The sequence below is a fragment of the Streptomyces sp. SP17BM10 genome (genome assembly GCF_036322405.1).
Taxonomy (GTDB): domain Bacteria; phylum Actinomycetota; class Actinomycetes; order Streptomycetales; family Streptomycetaceae; genus Kitasatospora.
Genome location: NZ_JAQYXB010000656.1, coordinates 1 through 14956 on the forward strand (window position 1 = coordinate 1; position 14956 = coordinate 14956).

At 73.7% G+C, this 14956-nt stretch carries 16 protein-coding genes, 2 pseudogenes and 1 riboswitch; of the genes and pseudogenes, 15 read left to right on the forward strand and 3 right to left on the reverse strand.

Translation table 11 applies throughout. From position 1 onward, the window contains the following. From PUR71_RS30585 to PUR71_RS30615, 7 genes and pseudogenes are all read left to right on the forward strand, one after another. Positions 1 to 139: pseudogene (locus PUR71_RS30585) on the forward strand (chorismate synthase); the annotation flags it as partial. Next, positions 136 to 657 carry a shikimate kinase gene (locus PUR71_RS30590; RefSeq protein WP_329930417.1) on the forward strand — a complete coding sequence of 174 codons (522 nt, stop codon included), beginning with the start codon at positions 136 to 138 and terminating at the stop codon, positions 655 to 657. The pseudogene PUR71_RS30585 and the gene PUR71_RS30590, both read left to right, overlap by 4 nt. Beyond that, the gene (aroB, locus tag PUR71_RS30595; RefSeq protein WP_329930418.1) at positions 650 to 1738 is read left to right on the forward strand and encodes a 3-dehydroquinate synthase; all 1089 of its coding nucleotides are present in this window, start codon (positions 650 to 652) and stop codon (positions 1736 to 1738) included. Before PUR71_RS30590 ends, aroB begins: the two co-directional genes overlap by 8 nt. Before the next feature lie 8 nt (positions 1739 to 1746). Next, on the forward strand, positions 1747 to 2175 hold the full coding sequence (aroQ, locus tag PUR71_RS30600; RefSeq protein WP_329930443.1) for a type II 3-dehydroquinate dehydratase: 429 nt from the start codon (positions 1747 to 1749) through the stop codon (positions 2173 to 2175). Positions 2176 to 2260: 85 nt separating this feature from the next. Further along, positions 2261 to 3130, forward strand: coding sequence for an AAA family ATPase (locus PUR71_RS30605; RefSeq protein ID WP_443077626.1), 870 nt, complete (start codon positions 2261 to 2263; stop codon positions 3128 to 3130). A gap of 105 nt (positions 3131 to 3235) precedes the next feature. Further along, complete coding sequence (locus PUR71_RS30610) at positions 3236 to 4045, forward strand: Fpg/Nei family DNA glycosylase (protein WP_329930420.1); 810 nt, start codon at positions 3236 to 3238, stop codon at positions 4043 to 4045. Between the two features lie 67 nt (positions 4046 to 4112). After that, positions 4113 to 6107, forward strand: coding sequence for an AAA family ATPase (locus PUR71_RS30615; protein WP_329930421.1), 1995 nt, complete (start codon positions 4113 to 4115; stop codon positions 6105 to 6107). Here the strand turns inward: PUR71_RS30615 and PUR71_RS30620 are convergent. Both PUR71_RS30620 and PUR71_RS30625 read right to left on the reverse strand, forming a co-directional pair. Further along, complete coding sequence (locus PUR71_RS30620; RefSeq protein WP_329930422.1) at positions 6104 to 7777, reverse strand: hypothetical protein; 1674 nt, start codon at positions 7775 to 7777, stop codon at positions 6104 to 6106. The two genes, PUR71_RS30615 and PUR71_RS30620, sit on opposite strands and share 4 nt — an antisense overlap. A gap of 52 nt (positions 7778 to 7829) precedes the next feature. Then, a complete protein-coding gene (locus PUR71_RS30625; protein WP_329930423.1) occupies positions 7830 to 8213 on the reverse strand; it encodes an ArsR/SmtB family transcription factor in 384 nt (127 codons plus the stop codon). 82 nt (positions 8214 to 8295) lie between these two features. Continuing rightward, a riboswitch (cobalamin riboswitch) is annotated at positions 8296 to 8487 on the forward strand. A 33-nt stretch (positions 8488 to 8520) separates the two neighbouring features. Here PUR71_RS30625 and PUR71_RS30630 point away from each other — a divergent pair. Further along, positions 8521 to 9630, forward strand: a complete 1110-nt coding sequence (locus PUR71_RS30630) for a HoxN/HupN/NixA family nickel/cobalt transporter (RefSeq protein ID WP_329930424.1) — start codon at positions 8521 to 8523, stop codon at positions 9628 to 9630. Positions 9631 to 9782: 152 nt separating this feature from the next. On the opposite strand, the gene rpmG is transcribed toward PUR71_RS30630, so the two are convergent. Next, positions 9783 to 9947: a 50S ribosomal protein L33 gene (rpmG, locus tag PUR71_RS30635; protein WP_329930425.1), complete on the reverse strand. Its 165-nt coding sequence runs from the start codon at positions 9945 to 9947 to the stop codon at positions 9783 to 9785. A 166-nt stretch (positions 9948 to 10113) separates the two neighbouring features. Here rpmG and rpsR point away from each other — a divergent pair. The 7 genes and pseudogenes from rpsR to PUR71_RS30670 all read left to right on the forward strand — a co-directional run bounded on the left by rpsR (position 10114) and on the right by PUR71_RS30670 (position 14894). Then, a pseudogene (gene rpsR / locus PUR71_RS30640) lies at positions 10114 to 10366 on the forward strand (30S ribosomal protein S18). 9 nt (positions 10367 to 10375) lie between these two features. Beyond that, positions 10376 to 10549 carry a 50S ribosomal protein L32 gene (gene rpmF / locus PUR71_RS30645; RefSeq protein WP_329930426.1) on the forward strand — a complete coding sequence of 58 codons (174 nt, stop codon included), beginning with the start codon at positions 10376 to 10378 and terminating at the stop codon, positions 10547 to 10549. Between the two features lie 92 nt (positions 10550 to 10641). Further along, positions 10642 to 11748 (forward strand): M24 family metallopeptidase, encoded by a 1107-nt coding sequence (locus tag PUR71_RS30650; protein ID WP_329930427.1) that lies wholly within the window; start codon positions 10642 to 10644, stop codon positions 11746 to 11748. Between the two features lie 75 nt (positions 11749 to 11823). Next, positions 11824 to 12387, forward strand: coding sequence for an elongation factor P (gene efp, locus PUR71_RS30655; protein ID WP_329930428.1), 564 nt, complete (start codon positions 11824 to 11826; stop codon positions 12385 to 12387). A 4-nt stretch (positions 12388 to 12391) separates the two neighbouring features. Then, positions 12392 to 12829, forward strand: a complete 438-nt coding sequence (nusB, locus tag PUR71_RS30660; protein WP_329930429.1) for a transcription antitermination factor NusB — start codon at positions 12392 to 12394, stop codon at positions 12827 to 12829. Positions 12830 to 12998: 169 nt separating this feature from the next. Further along, a complete protein-coding gene (locus tag PUR71_RS30665; protein ID WP_329930430.1) occupies positions 12999 to 13826 on the forward strand; it encodes a thioesterase family protein in 828 nt (275 codons plus the stop codon). 135 nt (positions 13827 to 13961) lie between these two features. Further along, entirely contained in the window at positions 13962 to 14894 is a 933-nt protein-coding gene (locus PUR71_RS30670; RefSeq protein WP_329930431.1) for a hypothetical protein, read from the forward strand. Positions 14895 to 14956 lie beyond the last annotated feature (62 nt).

The window sequence follows — 14956 nt, forward strand, 5'->3', positions numbered from 1 at the left end:
GCCCGCCGCGGGCATCGTCGCCGAGGCGATGGTGGCGCTGGTGCTGGCCGACGCGGTCAACGAGAAGTTCGGCGGCGACCACGTCTCCGAGACGCGCCGCAACGTGCAGAGCTACCTCGACCACCTGATCATCCGATGAGCCAGCCCGTGGTTGTGCTGGTCGGCCCGCCCGGCAGTGGCAAGTCCACGGTCGGCCGGACCCTGGCCGAGCGCCTGGGCGTCGGATTCCGCGACACCGACGCCGACATCGAGGCGCTGGCCGACAAGCCGATCCCCGAGATCTTCATCGACGAGGGCGAGCCGCACTTCCGCGAGCTGGAGGTCCGCGCGGTGCGCGCGGCCGCCGAGGGCCACGACGGCGTGCTCGCGCTCGGCGGCGGCGCGGTCATGGCCGAGGCCACCCGCGCGCTGCTGCGCGAGCTGCCCGTGGTGTTCCTGGAGGTCCCGCTGGGCGACGCCGTCAAGCGGGTCGGGCTGGACGCCCCGCGGCCGCTGCTGGCCGTCAACCCGCGAGCCCGCTGGCGCGAGCTGATGGACGCCCGCCGCCCCCTCTACCTCGAGGTGGCCACCGCCGTCGTCGACACCGCAGGCCGCACCCCCGAGCAGGTCGCGGACGCCGTACTGGAAGCACTGGAGCTGAAGACCACCCATGACTGACACCGTCAGGATTCACGTCGGCGGCAGCGCCGGCCACGACCCGTACGACGTGCTGATCGGGCACCAGCTGCTCGGCGAGCTGGCGCCGCTGATCGGCGGCCGGGCCAAGCGGGTCGCGCTCATCCACCCCGAGGCGCTGGCCGCCACCGCCGACGCCATCCGCGAGGACCTGGCCGCCGAGGGCTACGAGGCGATCGCGCTCCAGGTGCCCAACGCCGAGGAGGCCAAGAGCGCCGAGGTGGCCGCGTACTGCTGGTCCGTGCTCGGGCAGACCGGGTTCACCCGCAGCGACGTCGTCGTCGGCCTCGGCGGCGGCGCCACCACCGACCTGGCCGGATTCGTCGCCGCGACCTGGCTGCGCGGCGTGCGCTGGGTCTCGATGCCGACCACGCTGCTCGGCATGGTCGACGCGGCCGTCGGCGGCAAGACCGGCATCAACATCGCCGAGGGCAAGAACATGGTCGGCGCCTTCCACCCGCCGGTGGGCGTGCTGGCCGACCTCGGCACGCTGGAGACCGTGCCCAAGCACGACTACGTCTCCGGCCTCGCCGAGGTCATCAAGTGCGGCTTCATCGCCGACCCGGCGATCCTCGACCTGATCGAGGCCGACCCGGAGGGCGCCAGGACGCCGGCCGGCCCGCACACCGTCGAGCTGATCCGGCGCGCCATCCAGGTCAAGGCCGACGTGGTCTCCGGCGACCTCAAGGAGTCCGGTCGGCGCGAGATCCTCAACTACGGCCACACCCTCGGCCACGCCATCGAGCGCAACGAGCGCTACAAGTGGCGGCACGGCGCCGCGATCTCCATCGGCATGGTCTACGCCGCCGAACTCGGCCGCCTGGCCGGGCGGCTGGACGACGAGACGGCCGACCGGCACCGCGCCGTGCTGGCGTCGGTCGGCCTGCCGCTGACCTACCGGGCCGACGCCTGGCCGAAGCTGCTGGACGCCATGAAGATCGACAAGAAGTCGCGCGGCGACCTCATCCGCTTCATCGTCCTGGACGGCCTCGGCAAGACCTCCGTCCTGGAGGGCCCCGACCCGTCCCTGCTCGTCGCCGCCTACGCGGAGGTCTCGGCGTGACCAGGGTCATGGTGCTCAACGGCCCCAACCTCGGGCGCCTCGGCAGCCGCGAGCCGGACGTCTACGGCGCCACCTCGTACGCCGGGCTGGTCGAGCGCTGCACGGCGCTCGGCGCGGAGTTCGGCTTCGAGGTCGAGGTGCACGAGACCAACTCCGAGCAGCAGATGGTCGAGTGGCTGCACGAGGCGGCCGACGGCCAGGTGCCCGTGGTGATCAACCCGGGCGCGTTCACGCACTACTCGTACGCCATGCGGGACGCGGCCGCGCAGCGCACCGCGCCGCTGATCGAGGTGCACATCTCCAATCCGTACGCGCGTGAGACCTTCCGGCACACCTCGGTCATCGCCGCCGTCGCCTCCGGCACCATCGCCGGGTTCGGGCTCGGCTCGTACGAACTCGCCCTGCGCGCCCTGGCGGAGCAGCTCGCCACGCGCTGACGGACGGACGGCGGCCCGGCGGCGGACTGTGCCCGTCGCCGGGCCGCCGTGTAGTGTCCCCGCTGGGAGAAGTCGGGAGGTGACCGTGACGCAGTACGCCGGGGGTGGACAGGTGCCCCCTCGTCCTGTAGCTCCGCCGGTCCGGTCGGCCACCACGGCCGTGACGGCCGGTTCGTCCCCGGGCCCGGTGCCCTTCGGCGGGCGCGTGCCGCCGCCGGTTCCGCCCGCGCCGGTGCCCGCCGCTCCGGCTCCCGCACCCGCTCCCGTTGCTCCCGCGCCCGCTCCCGTTGCTCCCGCGCCCACCGCGCCGATGCCGGCCGGGGCCACCGGGCACTTCGTCCTGCCCTCCGGCGCGCCCGTCCAGCTCCCGGCCCACCCGTCGCAGCGGCACGCGCCCGCCGGGCCGATCGCCGTCCTGCTGATCGGGCCCGCCGGCGCCGGCAAGACCACCGTCGCCCGCTACTGGGCCGAGCGGCGGCACACCCCGACGGCGCACATCAGCCTGGACGACGTCCGGGAGTGGGTGCAGTCCGGCTTCGCCAATCCGCAGTCCGGCTGGAACAACGCCTCCGAGGCCCAGTACCGGCTGGCCCGTCGCACCTGCGGCTTCGCCTGCCGCAACTACCTCGCCAACGGCATCTCCTGCATCATCGACGACGCCGTCTTCCCCGACCGCCCGGCCATCGGCCTCGGCGGCTGGAAGCGGCACATCGGCCCCGGCATGCTGCCCGTCGTGCTGCTGCCCAGCCTCGACTCGGTGCTCGGCCGCAACGCCCGGCGCAGCGGCAACCGGCGGCTGGGCGACGAGGAGGTCGCCCGCATCCACGGGCGGATGGCCGGCTGGTACAACTCCGGGCTGCCGATCATCGACAACTCCCACCTGGACGTCGCCGCGACGGCCGCCGAACTGGACCGGGTGATCCTGGCCCGGCTCATGGGGATGCCGGTCCGCTGAGCCCGTCGCCCCGGCCGGGCCGCCGACCTGCGGGATCGTGGGGATGTCGGGGGCGGCTGCGATGATGGACGGGTCGAGTTGATCCGTCCCTGGGGAGCCGAGCCCGTGCCGGAAGGCCACATCATCCACCGCCTCGCGGCCGCGAACACCGAGGCCTTCGGCGGCCGCCCGGTCCGGGTGTCCAGCCCGCAGGGCCGCTTCGCCGCCGACGCCGAACTGATCGACGGGCAGGTGCTGGTCGGGGCGGAGGCCATCGGCAAGCACCTCTTCCTCGGCTTCGAGGAGGGCGCGTGGGTCCACGTCCACCTCGGCCTCTACGGCGGCTTCGCCTTCGGCACCGGCCCCGCCCCGGAGCCCGTCGGCCTGATCCGGCTGCGCCTGGAGAACGACGACGCGCACGCCGACCTGCGCGGCCCCAACACCTGTGCGCTCGTCACCGGCGCCGAGAAGGCCGCCGTCGCCGCGCGCCTCGGTCCGGACCCGCTGCGTGCCGACGCCGACCCGGACGCCGCCTGGCGCCGGATATCGGCCAGCCGGACGACGGTCGCGGCCCTGCTGATGGACCAGAAGGTGCTGGCCGGCGTGGGCAACGTCTACCGCGCCGAGGTGCTCTTCCGGCACGGCATCGCCCCGCACCGGGCCGGTCGGGACCTCACCCGGGCCGAGTGGGACGCGCTCTGGGCGGACCTCGTCGGGCTGATGCGCGAGGGCGTCGGCGCCGGCCGCATCGACACCGTCCGCCCCGAGCACACCCCCGAGGCGATGGGCCGCCCGCCGCGCGTGGACGACCACGGCGGCGAGGTCTACGTCTACCGCCGCGCCGCGATGCCCTGCCTGGTCTGCGGCACGGACGTGCGGACGGAGTCGCACGCGGCGCGCAACCTGTTCTGGTGCCCGACCTGCCAGGCGGCCTGAGCCGGATTCAGGTGGCGGGGACCGCTACGCCGTAGGCTGGGCCCCGGCCGGCGGAGGGAGCGGACGGGTGGACGGCTTCGAGGTGTCCAACAGGGTTTCGGGCACGGTGCACGGGAACGTGATCCAGGGGCGGAACGTCACGGTCCACCTGGAGCCGCAGCGCCGGACCCCGCATCAGGTGCGGCCGCCCCGCCGGACCTTCGTCAACCGCGAGCGCGAACTCGCCGCGCTCACGGGCGCGCTGGGGCGGGTCGGCCGGGACGGTCCGGCGATCGTGGTCTTCACCGGCCTGCCCGGCGTCGGCAAGACCGAGCTGGTGGCGAAGTTCGCCACCGAGCAGGCGGCGCACTTCCCGGGCGGCGTCCTGTACGCCGATCTCAAGGCCTACCGGCACGGGGCCGCGGTGGACCTCGCCGGGGTGCTGGAGGGATTCCTGCGGGCCCTCGGGGTGCGGGTGCCGGACGTGGAGGCGGAGCGGTTCGGGGAGTTCCGGACGGCCACCGCCGGGCAGCGCTGCCTGGTCTTCCTCGACAACGTCGAGCACGCCGCCGAGGTGCGCGCCCTGCTGCCGGCGAGCGGACTGCTGGTGGCGGCGGGCCGGCGGAGCCTGGACGCGCTGCGCATGGACGGCGCCGAGGTGCTGCGGCTGGACCGGCTGAACGAGGCGGCCGCCGCCGCCCTGGTGCGCGGCTGGCTGAGCGCCGGGCGCGGCACCGACGGCGAGGTGGCGGCACTCGTGGAGCGGTGCGGAGGGCTGCCGCTCACCCTCAACGCGGTCGGGAGTCAGCTGCTGGGCCGCAGCCGGCTCTCGGTGGGCCAGGTTGTTGCCGAACTAGCAGACCGGGAAGGCAAGTTGGCCATCATGGACAATGACGAGGGGAACCTCCGCCGGATCTACGACCCGGTCCACGAGCGGCTCTCGGCGCCCGCCCGGGCGCTCTACCGCCTGATCGGCGTGCACCCCGGCCCCTTCGTGTCGGCCGAGCTGGCCGCGGCGACGGGCGTCGAGGACGCGGTGGAGGCCCTGGACGAACTGTGCGCCGTGCACCTGCTGGACGTCGTGGTCGACGACGGCCCGGAGGAGCTCTTCCAGGCCCACGACGTCGTCCGGACGCACGCCTACGCCTGCGCGCGCGAACTGCCCGGCCGGGACGAGCTCCTGGCCCGGGTCGTCGCCTACTTCCGGGGCCGGGCGTCGGTGGCGGACCGGGCGATGGGGTCGCGGTTGCGGGTGCAGGAGCCGAGCGGCGACGACCTGCCGGGCTTCGGATCGTACGCGGCGGCCCTGGAGTGGTTCCAGGCCGAACGGGCCGACCTGCGCGCGGTGGTGGAGGCGGCGGCCGGGCAGGGGTGGCACGGCGAGGTGTGGCGGCTCTGCGAGTCGCTGTGGCCGCTCTACCACGGCCGCAAGGACTACGAGGACCTGATCGCCACCCACCGGCTCGGCGTCGAGTCGGCGCAGTGGGACAACCAGCCGGACGCCGTCGTCCGGATGCGCAACCAACTCGCCCGCGCCCACTACGAGCGGCGGGAGTTCCCGCTCGCGGCCGAGCAGTTGGCGCTCGCCGCGGAGCAGGTGCCGCTGGTGACCGACCGGCGGCTGGCGGGCGTGCTGTACGAGACGGACGGCTTGCTGTGCCTGGCCGACGGGCGCCCGGCACGGGCGGCGGAGCGGTTCGCCCTGGCCCTGGAGGCGAACCGGGGCGACGCACACGGCGAGATCGTCCAGGGCTACAACGTCGCGCAGGCGCTGATCGCCGACGGCCGGGCGCAGGAGGCGCTGACCGTCCTCGACGGGGCCCGTGCGAGGGCCGTCGAAACCGGGGACACCGACATGCTGATGAAGCTGCCGCTGGTGCGCGCCCGCGCCCACCGTGCGCTGGGGCGGCTGGACCTCGCGGTCGCGGACGCCGCCGACTGCGCGCGTCGGGCGGAGGCGCTGAGCCAGTTCGCCAAGGAGGCGCAGGCGCACACGCTGCTGGTCGAGTTGGCGCAGGAACAGGGGGACGAGGCGCTCGCGGAGCGCAGCCGGGAACGGCTGCGGGACCTCCAAGGGCGTTAGGGCCCGGTCGTGAAGGTGACCCGGGTGCGGTGTTCGCCGGTGCGGATGGTCAGTCCGTGTGCGGGCAGGCCGTCCGGGGCGCCGCCGGCGGCCAGCCAGTGGGCCACGGCGGAGCCGAGGAGCAGCGGGTCGAGGCGGGGGTCGGTGTCGCCCCAGGCCGGTTCGGCGCGGGCTTCCAGCAGGAGGCCGGTGCGCAGCCGGACGAGGTGGCGGGCCGGGCCGAGGGCGGCCACCGCGACGGCGAGGCCGGGGAGTCCGGCGGCGGTGTCGGCCAGCCAGCGTCCGGCGGGGAGTTCGGCGCGCGGCTCGGTCCGGGCGAGGACCTCGGCGGTGTAGCGCAGGGCGTCGCCGGGGTGTTCGTCGGTGAGGGCGTGGAAGCCGCGCGGGGTGTGGTCGCCGGGGTCGACGGGGTAGCGCCGCAGGCTGACCTCGGTGCCCTCACCGGCGGCCTCGACGTCGTAGGCGGTGGGGCCCTCGGGGGTGCCGGGGCGGGGGACGGGCTTGGGGTAGGGCGGCAGGAGCGGTTCGTCGTCCGGCTCGTCCAGCCCGTCCAGGAAGGAGTAGAGCAGCGGGCGGAGCACCTCGGCGGAGCGGCCGCGGTGGGCGAGGGAGAGGTCGGTGATCGGGCGCAGGGCGGTCGGGTCCTGCTTCTGCAGGGCCTGTTCGACCTGGGCGGCGAGGTCGCCGTCGGGGTCGAGCGCGGCGGCGGCCTGGCCGAAGGCGTGGCTGGGGGAACGCGGGTCGAGTTCGGCGGCGCCGGTGGCGACGAGCAGGGTGGGGCGTTCCAGGGCGGCGCCGTAGACGGACACCGAGCCGTGGTCGCCGATCAGGCAGTCGGCGGCGACGAGGGCGGCCTGCCAGCCCTGGTGGGGCGGGACGAGGCGCAGGCCCATCCGCCGCGCGTCGTCGAGCAGGGTCTCGGGGTCGTGCCGGTTCCAGATGTTGGGGTGGAGGACGACGGCGACCGCGTACTCGTCGGCGGGGAGGCGGCGCAGGAGGCGTCGGGGCAGGTCGGGGCGGCGGCCGAATAACGAGTGCCCGCTCCAGGTGGAGTTGACGACGACGAGCCGTCGGCCGTCGACGGCGCCGAGGGCGGCCCGGTAGGCGTCGCGCAGGCGCCGGCTGCGGAGCATGCGGTCGAAGCACGGGTCGCCGACGACCTGGGCGACGTCCAGCGCCTCGGGGCAGGAGACCCGCAGCCGGTCGAGCTGTTCGGGGTGGGAGAGGCCGAGGACGTCGACGAAGACCCGGCCGTGGTGGGTGAGTTCGTTGCGGGACAGGCCGGCTGCGCTGACGGTGTCGCCGGTGGACTCGGTCACCAGGCGGTTGTAGCCGGCGCCGTGCGGGAGGACGACGAGCGGGGCGTCGAGGCGGTGCATCGAGGAGTGGACGGCGCAGGCGACGGCCAGGTCGAAGCGGCGCCGGACGGCGTCCTCCCAGTCCAGCAGGGTGATGCCGGGGAGGCCGCGCAGGTAGTCGTCGAGGCCGTCGGCGAACGCGGAGCCGGGGTTGACGGTGGCGTAGCGCTCGATGCCGTCGCGGTTCAGGAGGGTGAGGACGTCGAGGACCCGGGTGGCGGAGGTGAGGGTGCGGGCGACCGCCAGTACGCGCGCCCTGACCGGCCGGGTGTTCCAGCGGTCGGCGGGCCAGGCGTGGGGGTGGGTCGGCACGCCATGATCGTACTCACCGGGTCCGTCCTCCGGGGTGATTCGAAGGTGCCGCTCAGCCCGCCGCGGCGGTGGGCTCCTCGTGGTCGGCGGCGGCGCACTCGTCGAGGAGGGGGCGCATGCTCTCGTCGACGAGCCGGTAGCGCACGACGCGTCCTTCCTTGTCCCCGGTGACCACGCCGGCCGTCCGCAGCAGCCGCAGGGCCTGCGAGACGGCCGGGTCGCGCATGCCGGTGGCGACGGCGAGGTCGGTGACGGCGAGCGGTCCGGCGCGGTGCAGGGCGAGCAGGATCGCGAGCCGGCCGGGGTCGGCGAGCAGGGAGAACCGCTCGGACCACGAGCGGACGTGCGCGGCGTCGCCGATCGCGGCGATGGCCTCGCAGACCCGGTGTCCGTCGATGGTGCGGTGGCCCGCGCGGTCGGCCGGTACGAGATGCATGCGGACATTCTGGCAGCTCACGACCTGTGATCCTGGACACCTGCGTAGGTGCGCAGCCTTGCAAGGGTCGGGCCGGGACCCCTACGGTGTTCCCCGCCGTGGTGCTCGGGAAGACCGGTGACGGACCCTCAGGGGTCCCAGTCCGGAGCGGCCCTCGCCACTGTGATCGGGGGAGTCCGCCCGTACCCAGACGCCACTGGGCGCTTCGCGCGCCTGGGAAGGCGGGTACGGGAGCCCCGTCAGCCAGGAGACCGGCCACGGCATCTCACGAACGTCTTTCCACGAGGTGCTGGAGCGTGATCCGAAGATGACCCTGCCCGAAACCGCCGCCCCCGAGGCCGCGCCCGCCGTGCTGCCCACCTTCCGGTGGAGGAGAGAGGACACCGTCCGCACCGCCGGGCTGATGGGGGTGATCCTGGCCATGCACGTGGTGGCGTTCGGGACCCTCGTCTTCCTCGTGGCGCCCCACAACTACGCCGTCGGTACCCAGGTCTTCGGGGTGGGCCTCGGCATCACGGCGTACACGCTGGGCATGCGGCACGCGTTCGACGCCGACCACATCGCGGTGATCGACAACACCACCCGCAAGCTGATGGCGGACGGCAAGCGGCCGGTCTCGGTGGGCTTCTGGTTCGCCCTCGGGCACTCGTCGATGGTGGTCGTCATGGCCGCCCTGGTCGCGGGCGGCGCGCAGCTGGCGAACACGCTGATGGACGACGAGTCGACCACTCACAAGTGGCTCGGCATGATCGGCACCACCACCTCCGGCGTGTTCCTCTACCTGATCGGCGCGCTCAACCTGGCGGCGCTGCTCGGCATCCTGAAGGTGTTCCGGGCGATGCGCGCCGGGCAGTACGACGAGGCGGAGCTCGAGCAGCACCTGAACTCGCGCGGCTTCATGGCGCGGTTGCTGAACCGGGCGACCAAGTCGATCACCCGGCCCGGCCAGATGTTCCCGGTGGGCATGGTGCTCGGCCTCGGCTTCGACACCGCGACCGAGGTGACCCTGATGGTGATGGCCGGCTCGGGCGCGGCGGCCGGGCTGCCCTGGTACGCGATCGCCTGCCTGCCGCTGCTGTTCGCGGCGGGGATGAGTCTGTTCGACACGCTGGACGGGACGTTCATGAACTTCGCGTACCAGTGGGCGTTCTCCAATCCGGTGCGCAAGGTGTACTACAACCTGACGATCACCGGGCTGTCGATCGCGGTGGCGTTCGTCATCGGCACGATCGAGCTGGTCGGCGTGCTGCACGAGAAGCTGGGCCTGACCGACCCGGTCACCGGCTGGATCTCGGACGTCTCGCTCGACAACGTCGGCTACGCGATCGCCGGGCTGTTCGTCGTGGTCTGGGCCGCGGCGATCGCGTACTGGAAGCTGGCCGGGGTCGAGAAGCGCTGGGGCGCCGAGCGCTCCTGAGCACGCCCGCCGCGAAGGCGCCTCCCCGGCCTGGGGAGGCGCCTTCGCGCGTTCTCGGGCGAGCCTCCGGCAGCCGGCTCAGTCGCGGAAGACGACGGGCCGGTAGGCGGGGTGGATTCCGGGCTTCACGGGGGTGCCTCCTCGGCGGGGGTTCAGCGCTCTTCGCGGAAGTCGACGTGCTCGCGCGCGACCGGGTCGAACTTGCGCAGCACCATCCGGTCCGGGTCGTTCCGGCGGTTCTTGCGGGTCACGTACGTGTAGCCGGTGCCGGCGGTGGAGCGGAGCTTGATGACGGGGCGCAGTTCGCTGCGGGCCATGGGGTCCTCCCGGAGGTCGGTGGTGCGGGGGGTTCGGGGCCGGATTGGGACCGTACACCGAAACGGATGTCATTTTCATCTGGTGTAACGTGACCTCCGTCCCGCCCATTCCCGGAGTCCGGCCGGAAGGCCCTGCCCGATGCCTTCCACGGCCTGCTCGACCCCGTTGCCTGAGAACCGGAGGATCATCACTGTGCGTGAACGACTCAACTCGCCGAAGGCCAAGCCCAACCCTCTGGTGACGGCGGGTATCGAGTACGTCGACCCACAAGGACACCGATCTGCTGCGGACGTTCATCTTTGACCGCGGCAGGATCCGCAGCCGGCGCATCACCCGGCTGACCGTCCAGCAGCAGGCGACGGGCCGGGCGATCAAGAACGCCCGTGAGATGGCCCTGATCCCGTACGCCACCCGATAGGAGACCCCGATGGCCGTGCCCAAGCGCAAGACGTCCCGTAGCAACACGCGGCACCGCCGGGCCCAGTGGAAGGCGAGTGCGCCGAAGCTCGTCCCGATCACGGTGAACGGGCGGGAACTGCTCGTCCCGCAGAACCTCGTGCCCGCCTACCGGAGGGGGCTCATCGGTCCGGAAGGGGGGTGACGGCGCCGGACGGGGGCGCGGAAGACCGCGGCCGCGCCCCCGGGGAGGGTGCTCGGCAGGCGGATCGGGGGCGGGGTTCGTAGGCTCGACGCATGTCTGATGCGTACGCGGGTCGGCGGGAGCGGCTGCGGGAGCACTGCAGTGCGGCCGGGGCCGATGCGGCGCTGATCACCCGGCCGGCCAACGTGCGGTACCTGACCGGCTGCGCCCCCTGCGGCGCGACCCTGCTGCTGACCAGGGACCGGGCGCTGCTGACGCTGCCGGACGACCTGCCGCCGGACGACACCGGGGAGCACCTGATCGCCGCCGACGTCACCCAGCTGCCGGTGCCGGCCGGGGCGGACACCGCACTGGCCGCCGCGGCCGAGGCCTCCCGGCTGCGGGTGCAGGCCATGGCGGTCGAGGAGCACGACCTCACCGTCCTGCGCCACCGCGCGGTCGCGAGCCTGGCCGAGGGGGTCCGGCTGGCCGAGCTGGGGCAGGTCGTCGAACGGCTGCGGGTGATCAAGGACGAGCACGAGATCGCCGACCTGCGGATCGCCGCCGAGATCGCCGACCAGGCGCTCGGCGAGCTGCTGGAGTCGATCCTGGTCGGCCGCACCGAGCGGCACCTGGCGATGGAGCTGGAGCGCCGGATGATCGACCACGGGGCCGACCGGGCGGCCTTCCCGGTCTCGGTCGGCACCGGCGGCCACTCCGGCCAGCCCGCCCACCAGCCGACCGACCGCCGGGTCGAGGAGGGCGACTTCCTGACCGTGGTGCTCGGCGCGCAGTACCGCGGGTACGGCGTGTCGACCGCCCGGACCTTCGTGATCGGCGCCGCCCCCGCGCCCTGGCAGGTGGAGCTGCACCGGCTGGTGTTCCGGGCGCAGCGGGCCGGGCGGGAGGCGCTCGGACCGGGCGTGGAGCAGTGCGTACCCGACCGGGCCGCGCGGCAGATCCTGGACGCGGCCGGCCACGCCGAGGCCTCCCCGCACCCGGTGGGCCACGGCATCGGGCTGGAGATGCGGGAGGCGCCGCGCCTGGGCCCGGCGGACATGGGTAAACTGGACAGCCGCGTACCGGTCACCGTCGGTCCGGGGGTACACATCCCGGGCAAGGGCGGGGTCCGGATCGAGGACACGCTCGTCGTGCGCCCCCTCGAAGAGGGCGGGCCCGAGCTGCTCACCATCACCACCAAGGAGCTCCTCGCCCTGTGACGGCGGCCCCGGGCCGCCGGCGGCAGGACGCGACCCTTGGTTCCTTGACAGCTATATCCAGGAGTAAGTGCGCCCGTGGCTTCCACGAACGATCTCAAGAACGGCATGGTCCTCAAGCTGGAGGGCGGCAAGCTCTGGTCCGTCGTCGAGTTCCAGCACGTCAAGCCCGGCAAGGGCCCGGCCTTCGTGCGGACGAAGCTCAAGGAGGTCCTGACGGGCAAGGTCGTCGACAAGACCTTCAACGCCGGCACCAAGGTCGAGACCGCCAACGTCGACAAGCGCGGCATGCAGTTCTCGTACAAGGACGGCGAGAACTTCGTGTTCATGGACATGGACACCTACGACCAGCTGACCGTCGAGCCGGCCGTCGTCGGCGACGCCGCCAAGTACCTGCTGGAGGGCTTCGAGGCCCTGGTCGCCACCAACGACGGCGCCGTCCTGTACATCGAGCTGCCGGCCGCCGTCGAGCTGGTCATCTCGCACACCGAGCCGGGCGTCCAGGGCGACCGCTCCACCGGTGGCACCAAGCCGGCCACCCTGGAGACCGGTGCCGAGATCCAGGTGCCGCTCTTCGTCGTCACCGGCGAGAAGGTCAAGGTCGACACCCGCGACGGCAGCTACCTCGGCCGGGTGAAGTAAGTCCGTGTCGGCCGCACGCACCAAGGCCCGCACCCGGGCCTTCCAGATCCTCTTCGAGGCCGACCACCGCGGGGTCGACCCGCAGCAGGTCCTCGCCGACTGGGTGGCCCGCGCCCGCGAGCCCAAGCCCGACGAGGGCACCCCCCAGGTCGCCGAGTACACGATGGAGCTCATCGAGGGCTACGTCCGGCACGCCCGCCGGATCGACGACCTGATCTCCCAGTACGCGGTGGGCTGGACGCTCGACCGGATGCCGATCGTGGACCGCAACGTCCTGCGGCTCGGCGCCTACGAGCTGATCTGGGAGGACGGCGTCCCGGACGCCGTCGTCCTGGACGAGGCCGTCGAGATCGCCAAGGAGTTCTCCACGGACGACTCCCCGTCCTTCGTCAACGGTCTGCTCGCCCGCTTCCTGGAGCTGAAGCCGAGCATCCGCCGCTAGGCACGGAGGGGCTCCGCCCCCGAACGGCCGCCGGACCCGCACGAGGGTCCGGCGGCCGTCGCGCGTTTCACCCGGGTGGCGTATGTTGGGATCCTACTCGCCGGTAACTTACCGTTCGAGCGCCTCAGGAATCCCCCCGCACGTCCGCAGTGAAGGGCAGGCCACCCCCATGACCACGGCGACCCGCAGCGAGTTCGACCAGGGCATCGCGCTGACCAGGCACCCCGAGGAGCCCGGCCGCTACGACGGCGAGCTCGGCGCGGGCTGGCAGATCGGCGGAGGTGTCAACGGCGGGCTGCTGCTCGCCGTCGCCGGACACGCGCTGTCGCTGGAGCACGGCGACCACCCCGATCCGGTGTCGATCAGCGGTTACTACCTGTCCGCGTCGGTGCCGGGACCGGCCACCGTCCGCACCGAGGTGCTGCGCTCCGGCCGCGGCCTGTCCACCGGCACCGCCTCGCTCAGCCAGGACGGCGTCGAGCGGCTGCGGGTCGTCGCCAGCCACGGGGACCTCTCGGCCGCCGTCGGCGAGGTGCGCACCAGCGCGCAGCCGCCGCAGCTGCCGCCGCCGGACCAGTGTGTCGGCGTCGAACACGCGCCCAGGGAACTCATCGCCCAGGCCGCCCTGTTGGAGCGCTTCGACCTGCGGCTCGACCCGGCCACGATCGGCTGGGCGCTCGGACAGCCCTCCGGCACCGGGCGGATCCAGGGCTGGTTCCGGCTCGCCGACGGCCGCGAGCCCGACCCGCTGCTGCTCCTGCTGGTCGCCGACGCGCTGCCGCCGGTCACCTTCGACCTGGGGATGCCGGGCTGGGCGCCGACCGTCGAACTGACCGTCCACCTGCGGGCCAGGCCGGTGCCCGGGTGGCTGCGCGTCACCCACGCCACCCGCAACCTGGCCGGCGGCTACTTCGAGGAGGACGCCGAGGTGTGGGACGAGTCCGGCCGGCTGGTCGCGCAGTCCCGCCAGCTCGCCCGGGTGCCGCGCCCGGCGTGAGAACCGGCGCATTACCGGTGGTTACATTCCTGTGACACGCCGTACGTGTGCGGCGCTCGGGACTGGGGAGTAACACGTTCAGCGGCGGCCCCCGCCGCCGCCGATCGTGACCCTACTGAGCCAGGAGCCACCCCCGTGAGTCGAAAAGGCCGCGCGCGACGCCGCATCTCCGACTGCACCGCCGGCGGCTTCCGCCCGAACACCCGTGCCCCGCACCAGCGCAGTGCCGGGGAGGGTGCCGACCAGGCCTTCGTCATCGGCGTGCTGACCAGCGCCGCCGACTTCGAGCGGGCCCGCGCCTGGCGGGTGACCGACGCCCCCGACTACGAGCGGTACCTGGCCGACACCGCCGACCTGCTCGCCGAGGCGCTGCGGCGCTTCGACACCGTCCGGGCGCGGATGTTCCACCCGCAGGACTTCGCCGAGTTCTGCGTCCTGCACGGGCTGGACCCGGCCGAGCCGGCCGCCCGCGACCGCTACCTGGTCAACCCCGCGCTGCAGACCCAGCTGCTCGCCTACCAGGGCGAGGAGCTCGCCGGGGACTTCGTGCCGCGCCTGGTCCGCGCCCGGGAGAACGGGCTGACGCTCAGCCACGCCGACCTGATCCTCGACGGCGGGCTGTACGGCGCCACCGGCGAGGCGGACGAGGACCACGGCCGCTGGGTGCGCGCCGCCCACCAGCGCGCTTGCGAGGTGCTGCGCCGGATGCTGGTCGGCGCGGGCGCCGGGGTGTACGAGCTGCGGGTGCGGGTGGACGCGCCGGGCGGGAGGCTGAGCGCCGCGGCGCGCGTCCTCCAGTGGGAGGACGGCGTGGTGCGGATCAACGACGAGGACCTGGAGCTGGTCTGCGCGGTGCTGTGCGCCGGGCTGGCCCTGGAGCTGCCGGGCGTGGCCGTGCTGCACGGCTCGCAGGGGTCGGCGGCGGCCTGCGGAGCCGCCGACGAGTGCTTCCGGCCGGCCGCGTGGGCCTGGTCGAGCGACGGGTCGGACTGGGCCCCGGCGGCCCGGCCGGTGCGGCTGGACGGGGTGGCGGCGCAGCCCGGGTACAGCCTGGGCACGGTCTGCTGAGACCGTGGGAGGGCGCCGGGGGAGGCGCCGGGAGTGTTCGCGGCTGCGAAAACACCACGGCG

Excerpts from the sequence above, each read along its gene's own strand:
- PUR71_RS30590 (WP_329930417.1), top strand. The coding sequence starts at position 136 with ATGAGCCAGCCCGTGGTTGTGCTGGTCGGCCCGCCCGGCAGTGGCAAG.
- aroB (WP_329930418.1), top strand. The coding sequence starts at position 650 with ATGACTGACACCGTCAGGATTCACGTCGGCGGCAGCGCCGGCCACGAC.
- aroQ (WP_329930443.1), top strand. The coding sequence starts at position 1,747 with ATGGTGCTCAACGGCCCCAACCTCGGGCGCCTCGGCAGCCGCGAGCCG.
- PUR71_RS30625 (WP_329930423.1), bottom strand. The coding sequence starts at position 8,213 with ATGCATCTCGTACCGGCCGACCGCGCGGGCCACCGCACCATCGACGGA.
- PUR71_RS30630 (WP_329930424.1), top strand. The coding sequence starts at position 8,521 with ATGACCCTGCCCGAAACCGCCGCCCCCGAGGCCGCGCCCGCCGTGCTG.
- rpmG (WP_329930425.1), bottom strand. The coding sequence starts at position 9,947 with ATGGCCCGCAGCGAACTGCGCCCCGTCATCAAGCTCCGCTCCACCGCC.
- rpmF (WP_329930426.1), top strand. The coding sequence starts at position 10,376 with ATGGCCGTGCCCAAGCGCAAGACGTCCCGTAGCAACACGCGGCACCGC.
- PUR71_RS30650 (WP_329930427.1), top strand. The coding sequence starts at position 10,642 with ATGTCTGATGCGTACGCGGGTCGGCGGGAGCGGCTGCGGGAGCACTGC.
- PUR71_RS30665 (WP_329930430.1), top strand. The coding sequence starts at position 12,999 with ATGACCACGGCGACCCGCAGCGAGTTCGACCAGGGCATCGCGCTGACC.